This window comes from Sphingopyxis sp. Q841 (assembly GCF_052384365.1).
GTDB classification, from domain to species: domain Bacteria; phylum Pseudomonadota; class Alphaproteobacteria; order Sphingomonadales; family Sphingomonadaceae; genus Sphingopyxis; species Sphingopyxis terrae_A.
The window spans coordinates 849,574-870,008 of sequence record NZ_JBQSUM010000001.1; the positions used below are offsets into that span (position 1 = coordinate 849,574).

Annotated in this window: 21 protein-coding genes; 7 read left to right on the forward strand and 14 right to left on the reverse strand. The window is 66.1% G+C overall.

Going from position 1 to position 20,435, the window contains the following annotated elements; translation table 11 throughout:
- Positions 1–109: 109 nt before the first annotated feature.
- The 4 genes from ACT17R_RS04185 to ACT17R_RS04200 are packed head-to-tail and all read right to left on the reverse strand — an operon-like array spanning position 110 to position 4,916.
- Positions 110–901: a ferritin-like domain-containing protein gene (locus ACT17R_RS04185; protein WP_444809037.1), complete on the reverse strand. Its 792-nt coding sequence runs from the start codon at positions 899–901 to the stop codon at positions 110–112.
- Entirely contained in the window at positions 901–1,368 is a 468-nt protein-coding gene (locus tag ACT17R_RS04190) for a peroxiredoxin (protein WP_186402598.1), read from the reverse strand. The genes ACT17R_RS04185 and ACT17R_RS04190 overlap by 1 nt, the downstream gene beginning before the upstream one ends.
- Positions 1,365–4,067, reverse strand: coding sequence for a bifunctional [glutamine synthetase] adenylyltransferase/[glutamine synthetase]-adenylyl-L-tyrosine phosphorylase (locus tag ACT17R_RS04195; RefSeq protein ID WP_062900671.1), 2,703 nt, complete (start codon positions 4,065–4,067; stop codon positions 1,365–1,367). The genes ACT17R_RS04190 and ACT17R_RS04195 overlap by 4 nt, the downstream gene beginning before the upstream one ends.
- Before the next feature lie 54 nt (positions 4,068–4,121).
- Positions 4,122–4,916 (reverse strand): response regulator, encoded by a 795-nt coding sequence (locus ACT17R_RS04200; protein WP_444809038.1) that lies wholly within the window; start codon positions 4,914–4,916, stop codon positions 4,122–4,124.
- 211 nt (positions 4,917–5,127) lie between these two features.
- Between ACT17R_RS04200 and ACT17R_RS04205 the strand changes: the two genes are divergently transcribed.
- Positions 5,128–5,298 (forward strand): NepR family anti-sigma factor, encoded by a 171-nt coding sequence (locus tag ACT17R_RS04205; protein ID WP_156000915.1) that lies wholly within the window; start codon positions 5,128–5,130, stop codon positions 5,296–5,298.
- A gap of 4 nt (positions 5,299–5,302) precedes the next feature.
- On the opposite strand, the gene tgt is transcribed toward ACT17R_RS04205, so the two are convergent.
- The 8 genes from tgt to ACT17R_RS04245 all read right to left on the reverse strand — a co-directional run bounded on the left by tgt (position 5,303) and on the right by ACT17R_RS04245 (position 12,950).
- Positions 5,303–6,427 (reverse strand): tRNA guanosine(34) transglycosylase Tgt, encoded by a 1,125-nt coding sequence (gene tgt, locus ACT17R_RS04210; protein WP_444809039.1) that lies wholly within the window; start codon positions 6,425–6,427, stop codon positions 5,303–5,305.
- 89 nt (positions 6,428–6,516) lie between these two features.
- The gene (locus tag ACT17R_RS04215) at positions 6,517–7,005 is read right to left on the reverse strand and encodes a hemerythrin domain-containing protein (RefSeq protein WP_003040526.1); all 489 of its coding nucleotides are present in this window, start codon (positions 7,003–7,005) and stop codon (positions 6,517–6,519) included.
- A 64-nt stretch (positions 7,006–7,069) separates the two neighbouring features.
- Positions 7,070–9,253 carry a putative bifunctional diguanylate cyclase/phosphodiesterase gene (locus ACT17R_RS04220; protein ID WP_444809040.1) on the reverse strand — a complete coding sequence of 728 codons (2,184 nt, stop codon included), beginning with the start codon at positions 9,251–9,253 and terminating at the stop codon, positions 7,070–7,072.
- Positions 9,254–9,357: 104 nt separating this feature from the next.
- The gene (gene queA, locus ACT17R_RS04225) at positions 9,358–10,383 is read right to left on the reverse strand and encodes a tRNA preQ1(34) S-adenosylmethionine ribosyltransferase-isomerase QueA (protein WP_444809041.1); all 1,026 of its coding nucleotides are present in this window, start codon (positions 10,381–10,383) and stop codon (positions 9,358–9,360) included.
- Positions 10,384–10,408: 25 nt separating this feature from the next.
- Entirely contained in the window at positions 10,409–11,155 is a 747-nt protein-coding gene (locus ACT17R_RS04230) for a peptidylprolyl isomerase (RefSeq protein WP_003040541.1), read from the reverse strand.
- Between the two features lie 98 nt (positions 11,156–11,253).
- Positions 11,254–11,760, reverse strand: a complete 507-nt coding sequence (gene coaD / locus ACT17R_RS04235) for a pantetheine-phosphate adenylyltransferase (RefSeq protein ID WP_003040543.1) — start codon at positions 11,758–11,760, stop codon at positions 11,254–11,256.
- The gene (locus tag ACT17R_RS04240; protein ID WP_040589190.1) at positions 11,760–12,659 is read right to left on the reverse strand and encodes a polyprenyl synthetase family protein; all 900 of its coding nucleotides are present in this window, start codon (positions 12,657–12,659) and stop codon (positions 11,760–11,762) included. Before ACT17R_RS04240 ends, coaD begins: the two co-directional genes overlap by 1 nt.
- A 27-nt stretch (positions 12,660–12,686) precedes the next feature.
- Positions 12,687–12,950 carry an exodeoxyribonuclease VII small subunit gene (locus tag ACT17R_RS04245; protein WP_058813173.1) on the reverse strand — a complete coding sequence of 88 codons (264 nt, stop codon included), beginning with the start codon at positions 12,948–12,950 and terminating at the stop codon, positions 12,687–12,689.
- 73 nt (positions 12,951–13,023) lie between these two features.
- On the opposite strand from ACT17R_RS04245, the gene ACT17R_RS04250 reads away from it, so the two are divergent.
- The 5 genes from ACT17R_RS04250 to ACT17R_RS04270 all read left to right on the forward strand — a co-directional run bounded on the left by ACT17R_RS04250 (position 13,024) and on the right by ACT17R_RS04270 (position 17,724).
- A complete protein-coding gene (locus tag ACT17R_RS04250; protein WP_003040551.1) occupies positions 13,024–13,695 on the forward strand; it encodes a hypothetical protein in 672 nt (223 codons plus the stop codon).
- On the forward strand, positions 13,692–14,105 hold the full coding sequence (locus tag ACT17R_RS04255; protein ID WP_444809042.1) for a DUF2177 family protein: 414 nt from the start codon (positions 13,692–13,694) through the stop codon (positions 14,103–14,105). Before ACT17R_RS04250 ends, ACT17R_RS04255 begins: the two co-directional genes overlap by 4 nt.
- Before the next feature lie 132 nt (positions 14,106–14,237).
- Entirely contained in the window at positions 14,238–14,534 is a 297-nt protein-coding gene (locus ACT17R_RS04260; RefSeq protein WP_003040557.1) for a hypothetical protein, read from the forward strand.
- Positions 14,535–14,618: 84 nt separating this feature from the next.
- Complete coding sequence (gene purL / locus ACT17R_RS04265) at positions 14,619–16,874, forward strand: phosphoribosylformylglycinamidine synthase subunit PurL (protein WP_444809043.1); 2,256 nt, start codon at positions 14,619–14,621, stop codon at positions 16,872–16,874.
- Between the two features lie 109 nt (positions 16,875–16,983).
- The gene (locus ACT17R_RS04270) at positions 16,984–17,724 is read left to right on the forward strand and encodes a DUF72 domain-containing protein (RefSeq protein WP_058813127.1); all 741 of its coding nucleotides are present in this window, start codon (positions 16,984–16,986) and stop codon (positions 17,722–17,724) included.
- A 13-nt stretch (positions 17,725–17,737) separates the two neighbouring features.
- Here ACT17R_RS04270 and ACT17R_RS04275 read toward each other — a convergent pair whose 3' ends face one another.
- Positions 17,738–18,556, reverse strand: a complete 819-nt coding sequence (locus ACT17R_RS04275) for a Coq4 family protein (protein ID WP_444809044.1) — start codon at positions 18,554–18,556, stop codon at positions 17,738–17,740.
- Positions 18,557–18,707: 151 nt separating this feature from the next.
- Here ACT17R_RS04275 and ACT17R_RS04280 point away from each other — a divergent pair, with 151 nt between their 5' ends.
- The gene (locus ACT17R_RS04280; RefSeq protein ID WP_444809045.1) at positions 18,708–19,961 is read left to right on the forward strand and encodes a DUF418 domain-containing protein; all 1,254 of its coding nucleotides are present in this window, start codon (positions 18,708–18,710) and stop codon (positions 19,959–19,961) included.
- Here the strand turns inward: ACT17R_RS04280 and ACT17R_RS04285 are convergent.
- A complete protein-coding gene (locus ACT17R_RS04285; protein ID WP_003040572.1) occupies positions 19,954–20,352 on the reverse strand; it encodes an Hpt domain-containing protein in 399 nt (132 codons plus the stop codon). The two genes, ACT17R_RS04280 and ACT17R_RS04285, sit on opposite strands and share 8 nt — an antisense overlap.
- Positions 20,353–20,435 lie beyond the last annotated feature (83 nt).

Consider the following 20,435-nt stretch of genomic DNA (forward strand, 5'->3'; position numbering starts at 1 on the left):
ACCCCGCTATCGCCTTGTCGCCGACCCGTTTTACGGCGGTGTCGGCGCCGGTTGTTTCTCGTGGATGGGATTATTCCCTTGCCCGCGATGGTTACTGCGTGGGCGATCCTTACGAAGCAATAACAGCATAGTATTCTTGCGTTAAACCGGCATCCCGGCGCGCCGAGTCGTTGAACGGCGGCTTCAGCACCCCGCGAAATCGCGATTTCACGAGGGTTTGCCATGTCGGCGCCGGGGCGAATCCCAATTCGTCGCACATCCAGTTGAACCAGACAGTGCCGGCGCTCACATGCCGGATCTCGTCGGTATAAATGCGCTCCAATATCTTTGCCGAAGCCTCGTCGCCTTGGGCGCGGAAGCGCATGACGGTGGCGGGCGTCACGTCGAGGCCGCGCGCCTCCAGCACCATTGGCACAATCGCCAGCCGCGCGAGCGGATCGTCGGCGGTCGCCGCCGCCGCTTCCCACAGGCCTGCATGGGCGGGCAGCGCGCCATAGTGACTGCCAAGCGTGCGCAGGCGCCGCTCGAGCAGCGCGAAATGCATCGCCTCGTCGGCCGCGACGGCGATCCAGTCATCGACGAAGCCGCGCGGGAAGCGGTCGCCGAAGCGCCCCAACAGATCGACCGCCAGATCGATCGCGACGAATTCGATATGCGCCAGCGCATGGAGCATCGCGATGCGACCCCGCTCGGAGCCGCCCTTGCGGCGGCGCGGCATCTGGTTCGGCGGCAGCAGCGCGGGCTCGGCCGGCCAAGCGGGCTGATCCGGCATCGCCACGTCGCAGCGCTGGGCAAGCGCGCCGCGGCGCCACGCCCGCGCCAACGCCCGCGCCGCGCGGCGCTTGTCGTGCGGGTCCGCCGTCAGCAGGACCGCGCGCGCCGCTTCGCCCAGGCTTTGCATCAGAGCGTCTTTGCCGCCTCCAGCACCGCATCGGCATGGCCCTTCACGCGCACCTTGCGCCATTCGCGGGCGAGCTTGCCATCGGCCCCGAACAGGAAGGTCGAGCGTTCGATTCCCATATAGGTGCGGCCATAATTCTGCTTTTCGACCCAGGTGCCAAAGGCTTCGCACACGCTGCCGTCCTCGTCGGAGGCGAGCCGCACGGTCAGACCATATTTGTCGCGAAACTTGCACAGCTTCGCCGGCGCGTCGCGCGACACCGCGATCACCTGCGCATTCAGATGCGCGAAATCGGGTGCGAGCCGGGTGAAATCCTGCGCCTCGGTGGTGCAGCCCGGCGTATCCGCCTTGGGATAGAAATAGACGACCAGCGGCGCCCCCTTCAGCGCCTTGAGGTCGATCTCTGCGCCGTCGGCATCGGCAAGCGTGCCGGCCGGAATATCGTCTCCGATCGCGAGTGCGCTCATTCGTCCTTCTCCTTCTGGGGCGCGGCGGACCGAATCGCGGCCCACCAGTCGCCGACCTCCTGCCGCGCCGCATCGTGCGCGGCAAGCAGTTGCGGCCAGCCCGGTTCGCCGCAGGCGCTGGCGACCAGTTTGCGCGCCGCCGCGTTGGCGGGGGCGCCTTCGGGCGCGGTCAGTCGCAGCATGACGAGCATCCGCGCAAGCAGCGCATGCGCCGTCCCCATTCCGGTCGGCGCCAATGCCGCTGCTTCCAGGCAGGCGAGCGCGGTCGGGATATGCGGATCGCGACAGCGCCCGCTCGCCAGTTGCTCGGTCTGCATCGCAAATTCCAGATCGACGAGCCCACCGGGGCCGCCCTTGATGTCGAGCGCGCCCTGCGGCGGCTTATGCGCGGCGATCTTATCGCGCATCGTCGCGGCGTCAGCGACGACCGCGGCCCGGTCGCGCGGCGCCGTCAGGACCTTTTCGATCACGCGGCCCACCTCGGCGCGCGCCGCGTCGGAGCCATAGACAGCGCGCGCGCGCAGCAGCGCCATATGCTCCCACGTCCACGCCTCCTCCCGCTGATAGCGGTCGAAGCTGTCGACCGTGACCACCAGCGGCCCTTGCGCGCCCGACGGGCGGAGCCGGACATCGACGTCGTAGAGCTTGCCCGCCGCGGTCGGTACCGACATCGCCGCCGTCACCCGCTGCGCAAGCCGGTTGTAATAGGTCGTGGCGCCGAGCGGCCGCAGCCCGTCGGATTCCGCGAGATGGTCGCCGGTGAACAGATAGATGAGATCGAGGTCGGAGGCATGGGTCAGCGCGCTGCCGCCAAGCCGCCCGAGCGCGAGCACGACCAGTTCGCTGTTCGGAACGCGGCCGTGCGCGACGACGAATTCGGCAACCGTGGCGTCGGCGAGCACCTGCAACGCCGCTTCGGCCAGATCGGCATAACCGCGCGCGACGATCAGCGGGTCGGTCGATCCCGCGATCAGTTGTACGCCATAGGCAAAACGCCGCTCGCCCACCCGGTCGCGCACGCGGTCGAGCAACCGCTCATAATCGAGACCGGCAAGCGTCGGCGCCCATTCGGCGAGCAGTTCGGTCTTGCTGGCCGGTGCCTCGAACGCGCGCGCGTCGATCAGCCCCTCGATCAGCTCGACGCGCGCCGCGAGCGCATCGGAAAGCGCGGGCGCGAGCGCGAGGATGCGCGTCGCGATTTTCGCCAGCGCGGGCTGCGCCGCGAGCAGATGAAAGAAGCCCACCGCACTGGGCAGCCCCCCCACCAGCTTGTCGAAGCGGACGAGCGCCGCGTCGGGATCGGGTGCCGCGCCGAGCGCCCGAACGAGTTCGGGGAGCACCGTCTCCAGCGCCTCGAGTGCTGCCGGGCTGCGCAGCGCGCGCGCCTTGCCGCCGCGCCATTCGGTGATGGTGCGCAGCGCGGCGTCGGGCGGATCGAACCCCGCCGCGGCGAGCGCCCCCGCCAGCTCCCCCTCGCCCATCGGCAGCCCGCGCGCCACCGCGCGTTCGGCCACCAGCCGGTCGTAGACGGCGCCGACATCGGTAACCACAGGTTCGAGCGCGGCGAGCAGCGCGGCGCCGTTGGGCGCTCCGTCGAGCCGCGCCACAGCGTCGAGCGCGACGGGCTGGACCGGCAGGCTGTGCGTTTGCTGATCCTCGATCATCTGCAACCGGTGTTCGATCCGCCGCAGCACCGCATAATGATCGGCAAGCCGCGTCGCGATATCGGCATCGATCCGTCCTGCTCCGGCGAGCGCAGCGAGCGCGTCCACCGTCGCCGGCACGCGCAGCGACGGATCGCGCCCGCCGTAGATGAGCTGGTGAACCTGCGCGAAAAATTCGATCTCGCGAATGCCGCCGCGGCCGCGCTTGAGATCGAAACCCGGGCCGAATGCCTGCCCTTGCGCGAAATGGTCGCGGATGCGGTCGCTCATCGCGCCGATTTCCTTGAGCTGGCGGAAATCGAGGCTGCGCCGCCAGATGAAGGGCTGGATCGCGTCGAGGAAATGCTCCCCGAGCGCGCGGTCGCCCGCCGACGCACGCGAACGGATGAAGGCCGCCTGCTCCCATGCCAGCGCCTCCGACTCATAATAGGATATGGCGGCGCTTTCGGGCAGGACGATCGGCGTCACTTCGGGGTGCGGGCGCAGGCGCAAATCGACGCGCAACACATGGCCATCGGCAGTACGCGCCGACAGGATTTCGACCATCCGCCGCGCGATCCGCACCGCCGCCTCATCGGGGTCGTCGCGCGAGCGGCGCGGCATGGTGTCGGGGTCGAAGATCAGGATCGGGTCGATGTCCGACGAATAGTTGAGTTCGTGGCTGCCGAGCTTGCCGAGCGCAATGACGGCAATCCCGCGCGGCGCCTCTCCGGGGACGCGCTCGGCAAAGGCTGCGGCCAGCGCCGCGTCGCAGGCGGCATCGGCAAAGGCGGAGAGGTGGCGCGTCGTTGCCGCCACATCATGCTCGCCCGACAGATCGCCGAGCGCGAGCAGCAGCGCCGTGCGCCCGCGCCACCGGCGCAGCGCTGGCATGATGTCGTCGTCCGCCGCTGGCAGCGCCACCGGCGGCAGCGCCGCATCGGCCCCATCGGCCAGAAAGCGCGCCACGTCGTCGGGATAAAGCTCCGCGAGCCGCGCGAGAAACGGGGCGTTGGCGGTCAGGCGGTCGAGCGCGGACTGGCGGGCGGCTGTCATCGCCCGCCGCTATCGCCTGCTCAACCGGCGCTCGCAACCCTCACTGACAAAAGGTCAGGCCGGAACGGTGCTTTCGTCAAAGAACAGTACCTGCGAAATCGCGGCGCGGAGCGTGGCCGGCTGATAGGGTTTGGTCAGCAGGAAAGCCGGTTCGGGACGGTCGCCTGTGAGCAGTCGTTCGGGGAAAGCGGTGATGAAGATCACCGGCACGTTCATGCCGGTCAGGATTTCCTGCACCGCCTCGATGCCCGAACTATTGTCGGCGAGCTGAATGTCGGCGAGGACCAGGCCCGGCTTGTGCGTCTGCGCTTCGGCCACCGCCTCGGCGTGGGTGGTCGCCACCGCGACGACGTCGTGCCCCAGGTCGCGGACGATCATTTCGATGTCCATCGCGATGATCGGTTCATCCTCGATGATCAGGATGCGCGCGCGCGTCTGGCGTTCGATTTCCTCGGTCGCCTCTGCAATCAGGGCGTTCACGGCATCGGTGTCGCGGCCGATGACCCTCCCTGTATCCTCGGCATCAAAGCCTTCGACCGCGGTGAGCAGCAGCGCCTGGCGTGCGAGCGAGGGGATACGGCGGAGCCGCGCGTCGGCGATCGCGATTTCGGGCGAGGCGCCATCGTCGTTCGCGGCCGCCTGTTCGGCGACGAGGCCGAAATTGTCATGAACCATGCGATAGAGCTGGACGCGCAAATCATGATCGAGATCGACCGCGGCCGGGTTGGCCACCAGCGTTTCGAGCAAGCGTGCCACCAGCGCATCGCCCGCCGGCTGGCTTCCGGAAATCGCGCGGCCATAGCGCCGCAGATAGGGAAGATGCGGCGCGATCGCCTGACCCAAGGACATATATAACCTCCACATGCGGACGATGAACCCGCTTGAAAACCCGCAGAATATCGAGGGTCCGGCAAGGAAATGCGTGCGCCCCCGACATAATTTCACCTGATGGGAACGATTTAGCCGCAATTTGGTTTCATAGGGAAGGAACAAACGCGCCATTGCAGTTTGGTGAAGGCGCGGTTAGCAACGGGGCCCATGTCGCAAGGAAGCAACGATAATGACGTCTAAGGCCGGCTCGTCGCCCGAAAAGGCCGCCGGGAAAGACGCCGAGAAAAAGCTCCCCAGAAAGGCGCAGGATGTCAATCTTGCGCTTCGGCGCGCCTATGAGTCGGCGATCGACGAAACGATCCCGCAATCCATGCTCGACCTTCTGAACAAGCTCGACTGATTTTTCAGCGCCGGTAACGCGCCGCGAAATCGCTCTGGAAGGCGGCGAAACGGCCTTCGGCAATGGCGTCGCGCATCGCCTGCATCAACGCCTGATAGAAATGCAGATTATGTTGCGTCATCAGCATGGCGCCCAGCATCTCGCCCGACCGGACGAGGTGGTGGAGATAGGCGCGCGACCATGTGGTACAGACAGGGCAGTCGCACGACGCATCGAGCGGCCCCAGATCCTCGGCATATTTGGCATTGCGGATATTGAGCGGCCCGTCCCAGGTGAAGGCCTGCCCGTTGCGGCCCGAGCGCGTCGGCAGCACGCAATCGAACATGTCGACCCCGCGCGCGACCGCTCCCACCAGATCGTCGGGCTTGCCCACCCCCATCAGGTAGCGCGGCTTGTCGGCCGGAAGCTGGCCGGGCGCGAAATCGAGCACCCCGAACATCGCCTCCTGTCCCTCACCGACCGCCAGCCCGCCGATCGCATAGCCGTCGAAACCGATGTCGATCAGCGCCTCGGCCGATCGCGCACGGAGTTTCTCGTCGAGCGAGCCCTGCTGAATGCCGAAAAGCGCCGACCGCGCGGCGTGCGCCTCACCCGCGTCGAAGCCCGCGCGGCTGCGCGCCGCCCAGCGCATCGACCGCTCCATGCTCGCCTCGGCGCGCTTGGCGTCGACGCCGTTCGGCGGACATTCGTCGAACGCCATGACGATATCGCTGCCGAGTAGCCGCTGAATTTCCATCGATCGTTCGGGAGTCAGCATGTGCCGCGAGCCGTCGAGGTGGCTCTTGAACGCCACACCCTCTTCACTCTGCTTGGTCAGCGCCGAGAGGCTCATCACCTGATAGCCGCCGCTGTCGGTCAGGATCGGCCGGTCCCAGCCCATGAAATCGTGCAGCCCGCCGAGGCGCGCCATGCGCTCGGCGCCGGGACGCAGCATCAGATGATAGGTGTTGCCAAGAATGATGTCGGCGCCCGTCGCGCGCACTTCGGCCGGGCGCATCGCCTTCACCGTCGCGGCGGTCCCCACCGGCATGAAGGCGGGGGTGCGGATATCGCCGCGCTGCATCCGGATCACGCCGGTACGCGCGGCGCCGTCGGTCGCGGCGACCTGAAAAGCGAATCTGTCGGTCATGGCGCGCGCCTATGACGGGGACAGCGCCGAAAGTCGAGGTCAGAGCGCCAAGGACGCCGCAACGCTGTCCGGCAAACAGAGACCGCCGCCTAGGCGCGCTCGTGCTCGCTCGACGGTTCTTCCTCGGCCGCCTTGGCCTTTTCCTTCGGCTTTTCCTTTTCGAAGATGGCGAGCAATTCCTGCTTCTTCGCCTCCGAAAGATCCTTCTCGGCCTCCGGGAACATCTCTTCCTCTTCCTCGTCGATATGATGAAGATAGCGGTCCTTCATCGTGCGAAAGCGGGTGAGCCAGCCGGTCGAGGCAAAATCCATTTCGTAAAGCTCGGTCAGGAAATCCTCGATCTCCTTATGCTCCGACACGCTGTGCTGTGCATCGTCACGCAGTTCGGGCTTGGCGAGCATCGTCGCATAGAGCGACATTTCCTCGGACGCGGCGTGCGCGGTCACTTCGACGCGGAACGCCTCGAACAAGGTGCGGCGCTCGTCGCTGTCGCCGTGGGTCTCGTCGATGCGCGCCAGCAGGTCGCGGTGGCGGTCGTGGTCGGCCTTCAGCCGCGCGAAAATCTTCGTCTCAGCCATGATGGTCTCCGTTCCGTGAATGGGATCGGAGGTAGAACGACCTACGCGCGGCGCGGTTCCCGGTTCAGGCGGCCTTCCAGTCGCTCGAGGTGCTGAACGCCGGCAGGACGAGCGTATTCGCCGCCTGCTGGCTCGCCGCCGCGATCAGATAGGGGGAGACGCGGTGACGGGTGCAGAGCCCGCCGTTGCCGTCGCTGACCATCGATTGTTCGAATTCGATGCCCTGCTGATGATTGATCGAGCGCCGAACCGTCGCCGTCGCGAGCTGCCCTTCGCCGAAGTCGATCACGAATTGCGTCCCGACTGGAACATCCAGAATTCCCTCGATGAAGGCGCCGGTGCGCGACAGGTTGCGGATCACCACCGCGTAGCGATGATTGTCGTGAATCGCATGCACCTTGCGGAACATCTGGAAGCGGTCGTTGCGCTGGCGCGCCGGGCCCGACGGCTTGATCGTCCACGCGCCGCGCTCGGTCTGCTCCACCAGTTCGGCGTTGGCGACCGGCTTGCTGTAGACATAACCCTGGACGTGGCTGACGTTGAGTTTGCGGATCAGGTCCAGCTGATCGAGCGATTCGATGCCTTCCGCGGTCGTTTCCATGTCGAGCGCTTCGGCGAGCGCGACGATCGCCGCGATGATCGCCGCATTGCGCGACCCCTTCACGGTCGCACCGCGCACGAAGCTCTGGTCGATCTTGATCTTGTCGAACGGCGCCGATTGCAGATAGCCGAGCGACGAATAGCCAGTGCCGAAATCGTCGAGCGCCAGCCGCACGCCAAGCGCCTTCAGCGCCGTGAACATCCGCGCCGTCTCGCTGGAATCGGCCAGGAAGACGCTTTCGGTGATTTCAAGTTCGAGGCGGTCGGCGGGCAGCCCGGCGTTGGACAGCGCGCTGGTGATGATCTTGGGCAGGTCGCCGTTGGCGAACTGGATCGCCGACACATTGACCGCGACGCGCAGGTCGCCCGGCCAGCGCGCGGCATCCTCGCACGCCTTGCGCAGCACCCATTCGCCGAGCGGCCAGATCAGATTGGCCTCCTCGGCGATCGGGATGAACAGCGCGGGCGAGATCGGGCCGCGGTCGGGATGGTTCCAGCGCAGCAGCGCCTCGACGCCGGTCACCATATTGCTCTTGGCATTGACGACCGGCTGATAGGTCAATTCCATCTGCCCGCGCGCCAGCGCGTCGCGCAGGTCTTCCTCCAGCGCGCGGCGATCCTCGGCCGATTGATGCAGGTCGCTCGAATAGAAGCGGAACCGGCCGCGTCCGTTGCCCTTTGCGGCATAAAGCGCAAGGTCGGCGTTGCGGACCAGATCCTCGCTCGACTGCCCGTCGAAGGGCGCGATCGCGACCCCGACCGACGCGCCGATGATGCAGCGGCTGCCTTCGACCGAATAGGGCTGCGACAGGCTGCCGATAATGTCGGCGGCCATATCGCCGAGGCGTCCGCGATCCTCGATATCGGGCAGGATGATCTGGAATTCGTCGCCGCCGAGGCGGCTGACCATCTCCTTGTCGCCGACGATCTTGAGCAACCGCTCGGCCACCTGCTTGAGCAGCGCATCGCCTGCCGGGTGGCCGAGCGTGTCGTTGACCTGCTTGAAGCGGTCGAGGTCGAGCAGCATGATCGCGCAGCTCCGCTGCTGCTGCGAAAAGGCCGCGAGCGTCGTGTCGAGCTTTTTGGAAATGTGGAAACGGTTGGCGAGTCCGGTCAGCGAATCATAGAGCGCGAGCCGCGAGGCATCCTCGGCCGATCGGCGCTGCGCGGTGATGTCGGTGCCGCTGCCGCGATAGCCGCAGAAATTGCCACGATCGTCATGGTGCGGCCGCCCCGAAATCGCCCACCAGCGATCGTCGCCCTCAAAGGCGCTGCGCAGGGGCAGATCGTCGAATTTGGACTGGCGCGTCAGCAGGAACGGCAGCGTGCGCTGCCGCTCGCCATGGCTTTCGGGCGGCAGGAACAGATCGGTGAGCGGCGTGCCGAGCAGTTCGCCGCTCGACCGGCCCATCAGGCGCGCGACGGCATCGGTGATATAGGTCAGCCGACCCTTGGTATCGGTCGACCAGAACCAGCCGCGGCCGCTTTCCTCGTAATTCTGGAGCAGCAGCAGCGCTTCGCGGGTGTGCAGATTGGGGATCGCTTCGGCACCCGAACGCGCGGCGCGCGCGCCGAACTTGCCGAGCAGGCCGCGACCACCCGTCGCAGCGCCCCCATCGACATGTTCCCCGTCCCCGCGAAATGGCATGATTACAACGACACTCGTGCTGGTCCCCACTAGCGGAGATGTTTGGGCCCAATGCCTTGCGATAATGTAAATATCCGCTTTCCGGCCGCGGAAAATTGTCCCGTTCAGGGAAGGAGCAAGCTCGAATCGCCGTAGCTGTAGAACCGGTATCCACCGGCGATCGCATGCGCATAGGCCGCCTGCATCGTCTCCAATCCCATCAGCGCACTAACCAACATGAACAAGGTCGATCGCGGCAGGTGGAAGTTGGTCATCAGTCCGTCGATCGCGCGGAAGCGGTAGCCGGGGGTGATGAAGATCGCCGTATCGCCTTCGAAGGGTCGGATCACCCCGTCCTCGCCCGCCGCGCTTTCGAGCAGGCGCAGGCTGGTGGTGCCGACCGCTATGACCCGGTTGCCGCGGGCGCGCACCGCGTTGAGCCGCTCGGCGGTCGCGGCATCGATCACGCCCCATTCGGCGTGCATGACATGATCTTCGGTATCGTCGGCCTTGACCGGCAGAAAGGTGCCCGCGCCGACGTGCAGCGTCAGCGTTTCGCTCTCGATCCCCGCCGCGCCGAGCGCCGCGAGCAGATCGGGCGTGAAATGCAAGGCCGCCGTCGGCGCAGCGACGGCGCCGTCCTTTTGCGCGAACATCGTCTGATAATCGCTGCGGTCGGCATCGTCCGTGGCGCGCTTGCCCGCGATATAGGGCGGCAGCGGCATCGTGCCCGCGCGTTCGAGCAGCAGCTCGACCGGCTCTTCGCCCGGGAAGTAGAGCATGAAGCTGCCGTCGGCCAGCCGGTCCTCGGCGAGTGCGCTGACGCCTGCGCCGAAATCGACCGTCTCGCCGATGCGCAGCCGCTTGGCGTTGCGCACGAACGCCTGCCAGCGGCGCAGGTCGATCCGCTTGTGGAGCGTGGCGCCGATGCGCGCATCGCCCCGTCGCCCTTCGAGCTGGGCGGGGATAACGCGCGTATCGTTGAAGACCAGACAGTCGCCCGGCCGCAGCCATTGCGGCAGGTCGCGCACCCCGGCATCGGTCATCGCGCCGCCCGTCACGACGAGCATGCGTGCCGCATCGCGCGGACGCGCCGGACGGAGCGCGATGCGCTCGGGCGGCAGATCGAAATCGAAGGCGTCGACGCGCATTATCGGGATCGCGCGTGCGGCAAGATCAGCGCTGGATCGGCGCGTTGAGCTGATCGGCCGTGATATCCGTGGCGGGCTTTGCCGGCTGATCCTCGGTCAGCATCGATGCTGGCGGCACCGGCTTGTTGTCGGCGGCCACCGACACCTGGACCATGCGCGACATCACCGCCGGCGGCTCGCCCTTGTGCACGGCATCGACGAATTGCATGCCCGACACGACGCGGCCGAAGGCGGTGTAATTATGGTCGAGGCTGAAGCGCGGCTGCAGCATGATGAAGAACTGGCTGTTCGCGCTGTCGGGGCTCTGCGCGCGCGCCATCGACACGGTACCGCGCAGATGCGGCGTATCGTTGAACTCGGCCTTGAGGTCTGGAAGCTCCGATCCACCCTGCCCGGTCGCGGTCGGATCGCCCGTCTGCGCCATAAAGCCGTCGATCACGCGGTGAAACTTCACCCCGTCGTAAAAGCCGGCCCGTGCAAGCTGCTTGACGCGTTCGACATGATGCGGCGCGACATCGGGATAAAGCTGCACCACGACGCGGCCGCCCGTCGAAAGGTCGAGGTTGAGCATATACTCGGGATTGCCCAGATATTGCTCGGGCTTGATCGTCGGCGCGGCTTCGGTCGCGGTATCGGTTGCCGGCGCCGCTTCGGTTGCGGGTGCGGCGGCCGCCACGGGGTCCGTCGTCGCCGGGGCCTCCTGCGCCATGGCGGGAAGCGCGAGCCCGAACGCAAGCGCCGTCAGGACCATGGGTCGGATAATCATCTTCATGCTGGGTCAGGCCTCTATCAAAAACTGCTTCGCGCCCCGTTGGCGCGACCTAGCGGGAAAAAGCTGAACGCTCAATGATCGGATTGCCGGCGACGGGATCAGCCCTCGCCCTGGCGAAGTCCGCGTTCGGATATCCGCGCGACGACGGCATCGCGAACGGCGGGGGTAACGAATTTGTGGATGTCGCCGCCGAAGATCGCGATTTCCTTGACCAGCCGCGACGCGATCGGCTGCAGGCTGACGTCCGCCATCAAAAACACGGTTTCGACGCGGTTGTTGAGCTGCTGGTTCATCCCCGCCATCTGATATTCATATTCGAAATCGGCGACGGCGCGCAGCCCGCGGACGATCACCGTCGCCCCCTCGCGCTCGGCAAAGTCCATCAGCAGCGAATTGAAGCCGACGACGCGAATGTCGCCGTCGATGCCCTCTACCTCGCGGCGGACCATCGCCAGCCGTTCCTCGTCGTCGAACATCGGCGATTTGGTGATATTGGTCGTCACCCCGATCACCAGCCGATCGACCAGCTTCGCGCCGCGGCGGATGATGTCCATATGGCCGAGCGTGATCGGGTCGAAGGTTCCGGGATAAACCCCAATGCGCATCAACGGTCCCTTTCCACCACAAAGCGCGCGATCGCGCGCAGCAGCGCCGCCTCTTCGCCGAAACCGGCCAGATGCGCAATCGCCTGATCGACGAGCAGCCCGGCCTGTTCGCGCGCGCGGTCGATCCCCATCAGCGTGACGAAGGTCGCCTTGCCCGCATCCGCGTCCTTGTGCAGCGCCTTGCCGGCCAGCGCCTCGTCGCCCTCGACGTCCATGATGTCGTCGGCGATCTGGAACGCGAGGCCGATGTCGCGCGCATAGCCGCGCAGCGGGCGCCGCCCTTCGGCCGGAATGCGCGCGAGGATAGCCCCCGCCTCGACCGAAAAGCCGATGAGGGCGCCGGTTTTGAGCTGTTGCAGCCGCGTCACCGTCGGCAGGTCGAAATTCGACGTTTCGGCCATCAGGTCCATCATCTGCCCGCCCGCCATGCCCGCCGGTCCGGCGGCGAGTGCGAGTTCGCGAACAAGCTCGCTGCGCACGAAGGGATCGGCATGCGTCGCCGGATCGATCAGCCATTCGAAGGCGAGCGCATGCAGCGAATCGCCCGCCAGCACCGCGGTCGCATCGTCGAATGCCTTGTGCACGGTCGGCTTGCCGCGCCGCAGATCGTCATCGTCCATGCACGGCAGGTCATCGTGGATCAGCGAATAGACATGCATTGCCTCGACCGCGGCGCCGACGCGCAGGCTGAGCTGACGGTCGACATGGAACAGGTCCGCCGCCGCGCAGACCAGCAGCGGGCGCAGCCGCTTGCCGCCGCCGATCGCAGCATGGCGCATCGCTTCATAAAGGCGCGCGCGCGGGTCTTGCGGGACCGCCAGCAGGCGATCGAACAGCGCGTCGATGCCCGCCGCCACATCGACGAGCGCATTGCGGAGAAGATCGGAAGAATTTTGCATCGCCCCCTCGGCCAGTGCCACCGCGCCTCAGCCTTCGCCGAAGGGCTTGGTTCCGGCGGGCTGTCCATCGGCGCCGAGCCCGACCTGCTCGATGCGCGCCTGCGCCGCGGCAAGCCGCGCTTCGCAGTGCGCACGCAAGGCATGGCCGCGTTCGTACAGCGCCACCGATTCCTCCAGGCTGACATCGCCGCTTTCGAGGCGGCGGACGATGGTTTCGAGTTCGCCCATCGCGGCTTCGAAGGACAGCGCCGCAATATCGGCGGCAGCGGCGGTATCGGGGGTATCCGTCATCCCCCAGCTTTGGCCCGCGAAGGGCGCTGCGGTCAAGCTTGACGTCGCCCTTTTCGTCGATAGCATCGCCGCCATGTTCGTCGGCCATTTCGCCCCGGCGCTCGTCGCCGCCACCCGGCCCAGGGCCCCGGGGCTCGGAACGCTGTTCGTCGCGGCGCAACTCGTCGATATCGGCTTCGCCGCGCTGCTGATCCCGGGGGTCGAGGCGATGCGCGTCGTTCCCGGCATCACCGCGATGAACCCGATGGACCTCTATCACATGCCCTACACGCACAGCCTGCTCGGCGCGCTGCTGTGGGGTGCGGCGTTCGGCGCGCTGGTCGGGGCGATTACCCGGCGGCGGGAGGCGGCGTTGCTGACGGCACTGGTCGTCGTTTCGCATTGGTTCGTCGACCTGATCGTCCATATCCCCGACCTCACCCTCTATGGCGCGCCGCCGAAATTCGGGTTCGGGCTGTGGAATTACCCGCTTGCCGAAATGCCGCTCGAGATCGGACTGACCGCCGCAGCGATGATCTATTATGCACGCCGGACCAGCGCGCCGACCGGCAACCGGCGATTGTGGATCCTCGGCGGCTTGCTCGCGGCGGTCCAGGCGGTCGACTGGTTCGGCGCCAAGGCGCCCGACTATTCGATCGAAATCCCGCTGACGATGCTCGCCGCCTATATCGTCCTTGCGCTCGTTGCGGCGTGGGCGGGCGCGAACCGCGCTGTCGTGATGGCGCAGGAGGAGGCCTCGACATGATCCACTACGCGATCGGCTATGTCGCCACCGCGATCCTTTTCGGCCTGCTCGACGCCTTGTGGCTCCGCACGATGGTGCCCGCGGTCTACCGCCCCGAAATCGGTACGTTGCTTATGGACGGATGGCGGCCCGCGCCCGCGCTGATCTTCTACGCCCTCTATATGCTCGGCATCCAGATTTTCGCGGTCGCCCCCGCGATCGAGGCCGGGCGTTGGCAGGTCGCGGCGCAATGGGGGGCGCTGTTCGGCTTCTTCTGCTACATGACCTACGACCTCACCAACCATGCCACGATGAAAATCTGGTCAACCAAGGTGACGCTGCTCGACATCGCCTGGGGCGGCGTCGCAACCGGCGTCGCCGCCGGCGCAGCGGCGTGGATCGTGCTGACCGTCGCGCCGCGCACCGCCTGACACGCCGCCCCATTTTGCAATCGCGATAAAGTTTTTTGCAATTGCTGCGCCGTGCGCGCGCCGTCATGCTGCAACGCACAATAAAGAGGGGCTTAAAGGCAAGTTTTGTTCATCAAGACAAGGACTTGCGCAATGAAAAATATCCTATTTCCTGCGTTCGCCGCCGCCGTTCTGGCACCCGCTTTTGCCGCGGCTGCCGAACCGGCGCAGCAGCGTTTCGAGCATGACGGTCACGTCTATGCCTATTCGGTGACCGAAACCAACGGCTATCGCGTCATCAGCGGGGTCGAGGAAAAGAGCGGCAAGCCGTTCAAGCTGCGCGTCGGCGCGCACCGCGTGCGCGGCACCGTCGGCACCCAGCAGGTCAATTTCTCGCTGCGCGACGTCGAACCGCTCGGCGAAGCCGCCGTGACGCTCGCCGCGCGCTGAGACGTCTCTCCGACCGCAGGCCCCATGGTGCGAAAAGCATCATGGGGTCTGTTCGTTTCGCGCCTACATCGCTAAAGGCGCGCCATGACTCAGACAGCAACCGCGCCCGCCTCCGTCATCACCCCCGAGATCGTCGCCGACCATGGCCTGTCTCCGGAAGAATATGAGCGCGTCCTTGCCGCGCTGGGGCGCGAGCCGAACCTTGTCGAACTCGGCATCTTCTCGGTCATGTGGTCCGAGCATTGCAGCTATAAAAGCTCGCGCATCCATTTGAAGAAGCTGCCCACCGAAGCGCCGTGGGTGATCTGTGGCCCCGGCGAGAATGCCGGCGTCATTGACATTGGCGAAGGGCCGGACGGCAAGAAGCTTGCCGCCATCTTCAAGATGGAGAGCCACAACCACCCGTCGTACATCGAGCCCTATCAGGGCGCGGCGACCGGCGTCGGCGGCATCCTGCGCGACGTGTTCACCATGGGCGCGCGCCCGGTCGCCAACCTCAACGCGCTGCGCTTCGGCCGCCCCGACCATCCGAAGATGAAGCACCTCATCTCGGGCGTCGTTCACGGCATCGGCGGCTATGGCAATTGCGTCGGCGTGCCGACGGTGGGCGGCGAGGTCAATTTCCACAAGGCCTATGACGGCAATATCCTCGTCAACGCGATGACCGTCGGCGTCGCCGAACAGGACAAGATCTTCTATTCGGCCGCCAGCGGCGTGGGCAATCCGATCGTCTATGTCGGATCGAAAACCGGCCGCGACGGCATCCACGGCGCGACGATGGCGAGCGCGGACTTCGGCGAGGATGCCGAGGAGAAGCGCCCGACGGTGCAGGTCGGCGATCCCTTTACGGAAAAGCTGCTGATCGAGGCATGCCTCGAGCTGATGGCGTCGGACGCGATCGTCGCGATCCAGGACATGGGCGCCGCGGGCCTCACCTCCTCGTCGGTCGAAATGGCGTCGAAGGGCGGCGTCGGCCTCCACCTCAAGATGGACGACGTGCCGCAGCGCGAAACCGGCATGACGGCCTATGAGATGATGCTGTCCGAGAGCCAGGAACGCATGCTGATGGTCCTGAAGCCCGGCAAGGAAGAGTTTGCGAAGGCGATCTTCGAGAAATGGGAACTCGACTTCGCGGTTATCGGCACCGTCACCGATACGGGGCGCATGGTGCTGGAACATCATGGCGAGATCGTCTGCGACATCCCGCTCGCCCCGCTTGCCGATGATGCGCCGCTCTATGACCGGCCGCACGTTCCGACGCCGAAGCAGCCCGAACTGACCGACGTCCCCGAAACCACCGATGTCGCGGCCGACCTCAAGACGCTCATGGGATCGCCCGACATCGCAAGCCGCCGCTGGATCTACGAACAATATGACAGCCAGGTCGGCGGCGACACGGTGCAGATCGGCGGCGATGCCGCGCTCGTCCGCATCCACGGCACGAACCGCGCGCTCGCGATGAGCACCGACTGCACCCCGCGCTATTGCTATGCCGACCCGGTCGAGGGCGGCAAGCAGGCGGTCGCCGAAACCTGGCGCAACATCAGCGCGGTCGGCGCGACCCCGCTCGCGATCACCAATTGCCTGAACTTCGCCAATCCGCAGCGCCCCGAAATCATGGGGCAGATCACCGGCTGCCTCGACGGCATGGGCCAGGCGTGCCGCGCGCTCGACTATCCGATCGTCTCGGGCAACGTCAGCCTCTATAACGAGAGCAAGGCGACCGGCGGCGGCAGCGCGATCCTGCCCACCCCCGCGATCGGCGGCGTCGGCGTGATCGACGATCTGTCGAAGGCCGTCGGCATCGGCTTCAAGCGCACCGGCGATATCGTGCTCGCGGTCGGCGAGCGCGCCGGCCACCTCGGCCAGTCGGTCTGGCTGCGCGAAATCCATGGCCGCGAGGAAGGCCCCCCGCCGCCGGTCAACCTTCGCGCCGAAAAGCGCACTGGCGATTTTATCCGCCACGCGATCAACGCCGGCTGGATCACCGCCTGCCACGATGTGTCGGACGGCGGCGTCGCGGTTGCACTCGCCGAAATGGCCCTGAAATCAGGCATCGGCGTGCTCGTCAGCGAGGAACAGCCCTTCGGTATTGCCGAAAGCTTTTTCGGCGAGGATCAGGGCCTCTATCTCGTCACCGTCTGCGACACCTGCCTCGCCGACTTCCTCGACGCTGCGAACCGCGCCGACGTGCCGGTCGATCCGCTCGGCCGTACGATCAAGGACCGCATCGTATTCGAACTGCCCGACAGCGATTTTTCGGTGACGCTGGCCGAGTTGCGCGAGGCGCATGAAGGTTTCTTCCCCAACCTGATGGGGGCCGACGCAGCGCTTGCCTAGGTCGTCATTGCGAGCGTAGCGAAGCAATCCAGAGTGGCGTACGCATGCTCTGGATTGCTTCGCTACGCTCGCAATGACGCGATGCTCATTGGCACGGAGGTAGAAGTCTATGACCATCCACATCGGCGTCGGCGGCTGGACCTACGAACCATGGCGCGGTACCTTCTATCCGCCGAAGCACCCGCAAAAGCGCGAGCTCGACTATGCCGGGCAGCATCTGACCGCGATCGAGATCAACGGCACCTATTATGGCAGCCAGAAGCCCGAAAGCTTCGCCAATTGGGCGGCCGCGGTCCCCGACGGGTTCAAATTCAGCGTCAAGGCGTCACGCTTCTGCACCAATCGCAAGCAGCTCGCCGATGGCGCGGCGTCGGTCGAGAAATTTCTGACGCAGGGACTGACGCGGCTCGGCGACCGGCTCGGGCCGATATTGTGGCAGTTCATGGCGACCAAGACCTTCGATCGCGATGATTTCGCGCGCTTCCTCGACCTGCTGCCCGAAAGCCAGGACGGGCTACCGCTGCGCCACGCTCTCGAGGTGCGGCACGAGAGCTTTCGCGACCCCGCCTTCGTCGACCTGGCGCGCGAGCGCAACATGGCGATCGTCTTCGCCGACAGCGATGAATTTCCGTGCATCGACGAGGCGACGGCAGACTTCAGCTATGCGCGGTTGCAGCGCAGCCGCGACGATGTCGCGACGGGCTATGACGAGGCGGCGCTCGACCATTGGGCGGCGCGCGCGAAGGCTTGGGCGGCCGGCGGGCGCGACGCTTATATCTTCTTTATCGCGGGCGCCAAGGTGCGCAATCCTGCAGCGGCGCAGGCGCTGATCGCCCGGTTGGGCGCCTGAGCGCGCGCGGCGTTCAGGCCGCCTGCGCGAGTTCGGGCTGCTTCGCCGCTTCGGCGGCCTGCTTGGTGCCGAGCAGGTCATAAGGATCGACGCCGTCGGCGCGCATCATCGCGTGGACCTGCTTGTAGATTTTCGGCTCGGCGATCCCCAGGCGCTGGCGCGCCGCGTCGATCGGTTCAGCCAGCAGCGCCTCGATATCCTGAAAGGCGATCTGCTGCGCGACGCGGCCGATGCGCTGGCCTTCGCGGACCGCACCGTAAATCGGGTAGCGGCTGCCAAAACCCTTGCGGATCTCGCGCGCGCCGGCCCAGGCGATGAACAGCGTGCCCCAGCTCGGCGTCTGGCTGTACGAAAAGGCGAGCACGCATTGTTCGCCCAGCGCGTCGCGACCATAGCCGGTCAGGATATGGAACAGGTCGTGCGTATCGCGCAGCCGGTCGCCATAAAGCTCGACCATATCGTCGAAGCGCGGCTTGGTGCGGCGGAACTTCATCGATTCATCGACCAGCCCCTGCGCCGTCAGCCCTTCGCGTTCCATGAAATCGACATAGACGCGACCGACGCTGCCTTCGGGCAATTTGCGCAGCGCGTCATGATCGTCGAGCATCGCCGGCAGATAGGGACGATCGGCCAGGACCTTCTGACCTTCCGCGGTCGCGAAGAAACGCGCGACCGACCGTTTGAACCGATTGTCGCGCAGCGCGTCGAGAATGTGAAACACCTGTTCGGTGTCCTCCTTGTCGGCGATCAGCTTGCGGAAATGGTGCAGCGCCTTCAGCGGGCGAAAGCCGGTGTCGGTGCGGTCGGGGTGGATCAGCGGGATAGCGGTCATGGCGTATCTCTTGCGGTTGGGGCCGTGAAGTCTCGATCTAGTCACTACTGACACAAATGTCAATATATCGTGAATGGCAGGAATATGCGGGCCGGACAAGCCGCTGGACGCGGCCGCTGGGCTCGGCGATAGACGTGTTGGGGGACAAAGCATGACCGACCGGTACGAAAGCCTCGACGCGATTCGCGGCGTTGCGGTGATGGGCATATTGGCGATGAACATCGTCGCCTTTGCGATGCCGATGAGCGCCTATTTCAACCCCGCCGCGGGCGGTGCGCCGGGCGGCGCGGACCTTGCGGCGTGGGCGTTCAATTTCGTCTTCGTCGATTCGAAGATGCGCGGCCTGTTCTCGATGCTGTTCGGGGCGAGCACGCTGCTGGTGATCGAGCGCGCCGAGGCGGCGGGCCGCAGCGCGGCGGCGACGCATTATGCGCGGATGCTGTGCCTCGGCCTCTTTGGCCTCGCCCATTTCTATTTCATCTGGTTCGGCGACATATTGTCGCTTTATGCCGTCTGTGGCCTGCTGCTCTTCCTGTTCCGCGGTCTGTCAGTGCGCGCGCTGCTCTGGTGGGCGGCGGGCTTCCTGCTGGTCGCGATGGCGCTGATGGGATCGATGTGGCTGTCGATGGCGCTGCTCGAAGCGGGGCAATTGCCCGGCACTGCGGCCGCCGAGGCGCGGGAACAGATGGCACAATTCAACGCGATGATGGGTCCGGACTCGCCCGACTATGCCAGGGATGTCGCCCATTATCTGGGAAGCTACGGCGCGATCGCGGGGATGCGGCTCGGCGCGGGTGCGCTCGAACCGCTGACGCAGGTGATGCTGTTCCTTTGGGAAAGCATGGCGCTGATGCTGATCGGCATGGCGCTGTTCAAGGCGCGGATGCTGACGGGCGAATGGGACGCCGCGCGCTATCGCAAATGGGCGATCGCGGCCTTCCTGTTATCCGCGCCGCCGCTCGCGCTGCTGGCCTGGCATAGCGCAGCCGCGGGTTTCGGTACCGTCGCGGTGTTCGGGGCGGCACTCGTCTGGTCGACCCCGTTCGATTTCGTGATGACGGTCGGCTGGGCCGCAATCATCATGCTGCTCATCAAGACCGCGGCGTCGCCGGCGCTGCGCGCCCGGCTCGCGGCCACCGGGCGCATGGCCTTCACCAACTATCTCGCGACGTCGGCGGTGATGACGACGATCTTCTATGGCTATGGGCTGGCGCTGTTCGGCAGCGTGCCGCGCGCGGCGCTCTACCTCTTCTGCTTCGCCATGTGGGCGGCGATGCTGCTATGGTCGAAGCCCTGGCTCGCGCGTTTCGAATATGGCCCGCTCGAATGGCTGTGGCGCAGCCTGTCGCGCTGGCAGCGACAACCGATGCGGCGCACGCTGGCCGAAGGTCCAGGGCTTAGCTGACGGCGCGGCCGAAAGTCGGGCGGCGCTGGACGAGCGGGTTCGCTTCGCGTTCGAGCGCGGTCAGCGTTTCCTCGAACAGCGGGCGCAGTTCGACGACGCGCGGCAGATATTCTTCCGGGCTGACCTGCGCCTCGACGCAGTGGCGCGCGAACATTTCGATATCTTCGGCCAGCGCGCCGAGCCGTTCGGCGCCGAACTGGCGCGCCTCGCTCTTGAGCGTATGCGCAGGCATGACGAGGCCGCCGGCGCTGCGGGCGCGCATCGCCTCTTCGATCGCGGCGACCGACTTGATGCCGTCCTCGCGAAAATAGCCCAGAATCCGCACGAATGCCGCCCCCAACTGGGTGCGAGTCGCGCGAAATTCATTCCAATCGACCAGGATCTCGTCCAATTTTCCGTCCCTCGGTGTTCAGTCTGGTCCGTGGTCCCGTCCTGCACATGCACCGAAGTCGGTAAAAAAGAGGTTACGCGCGC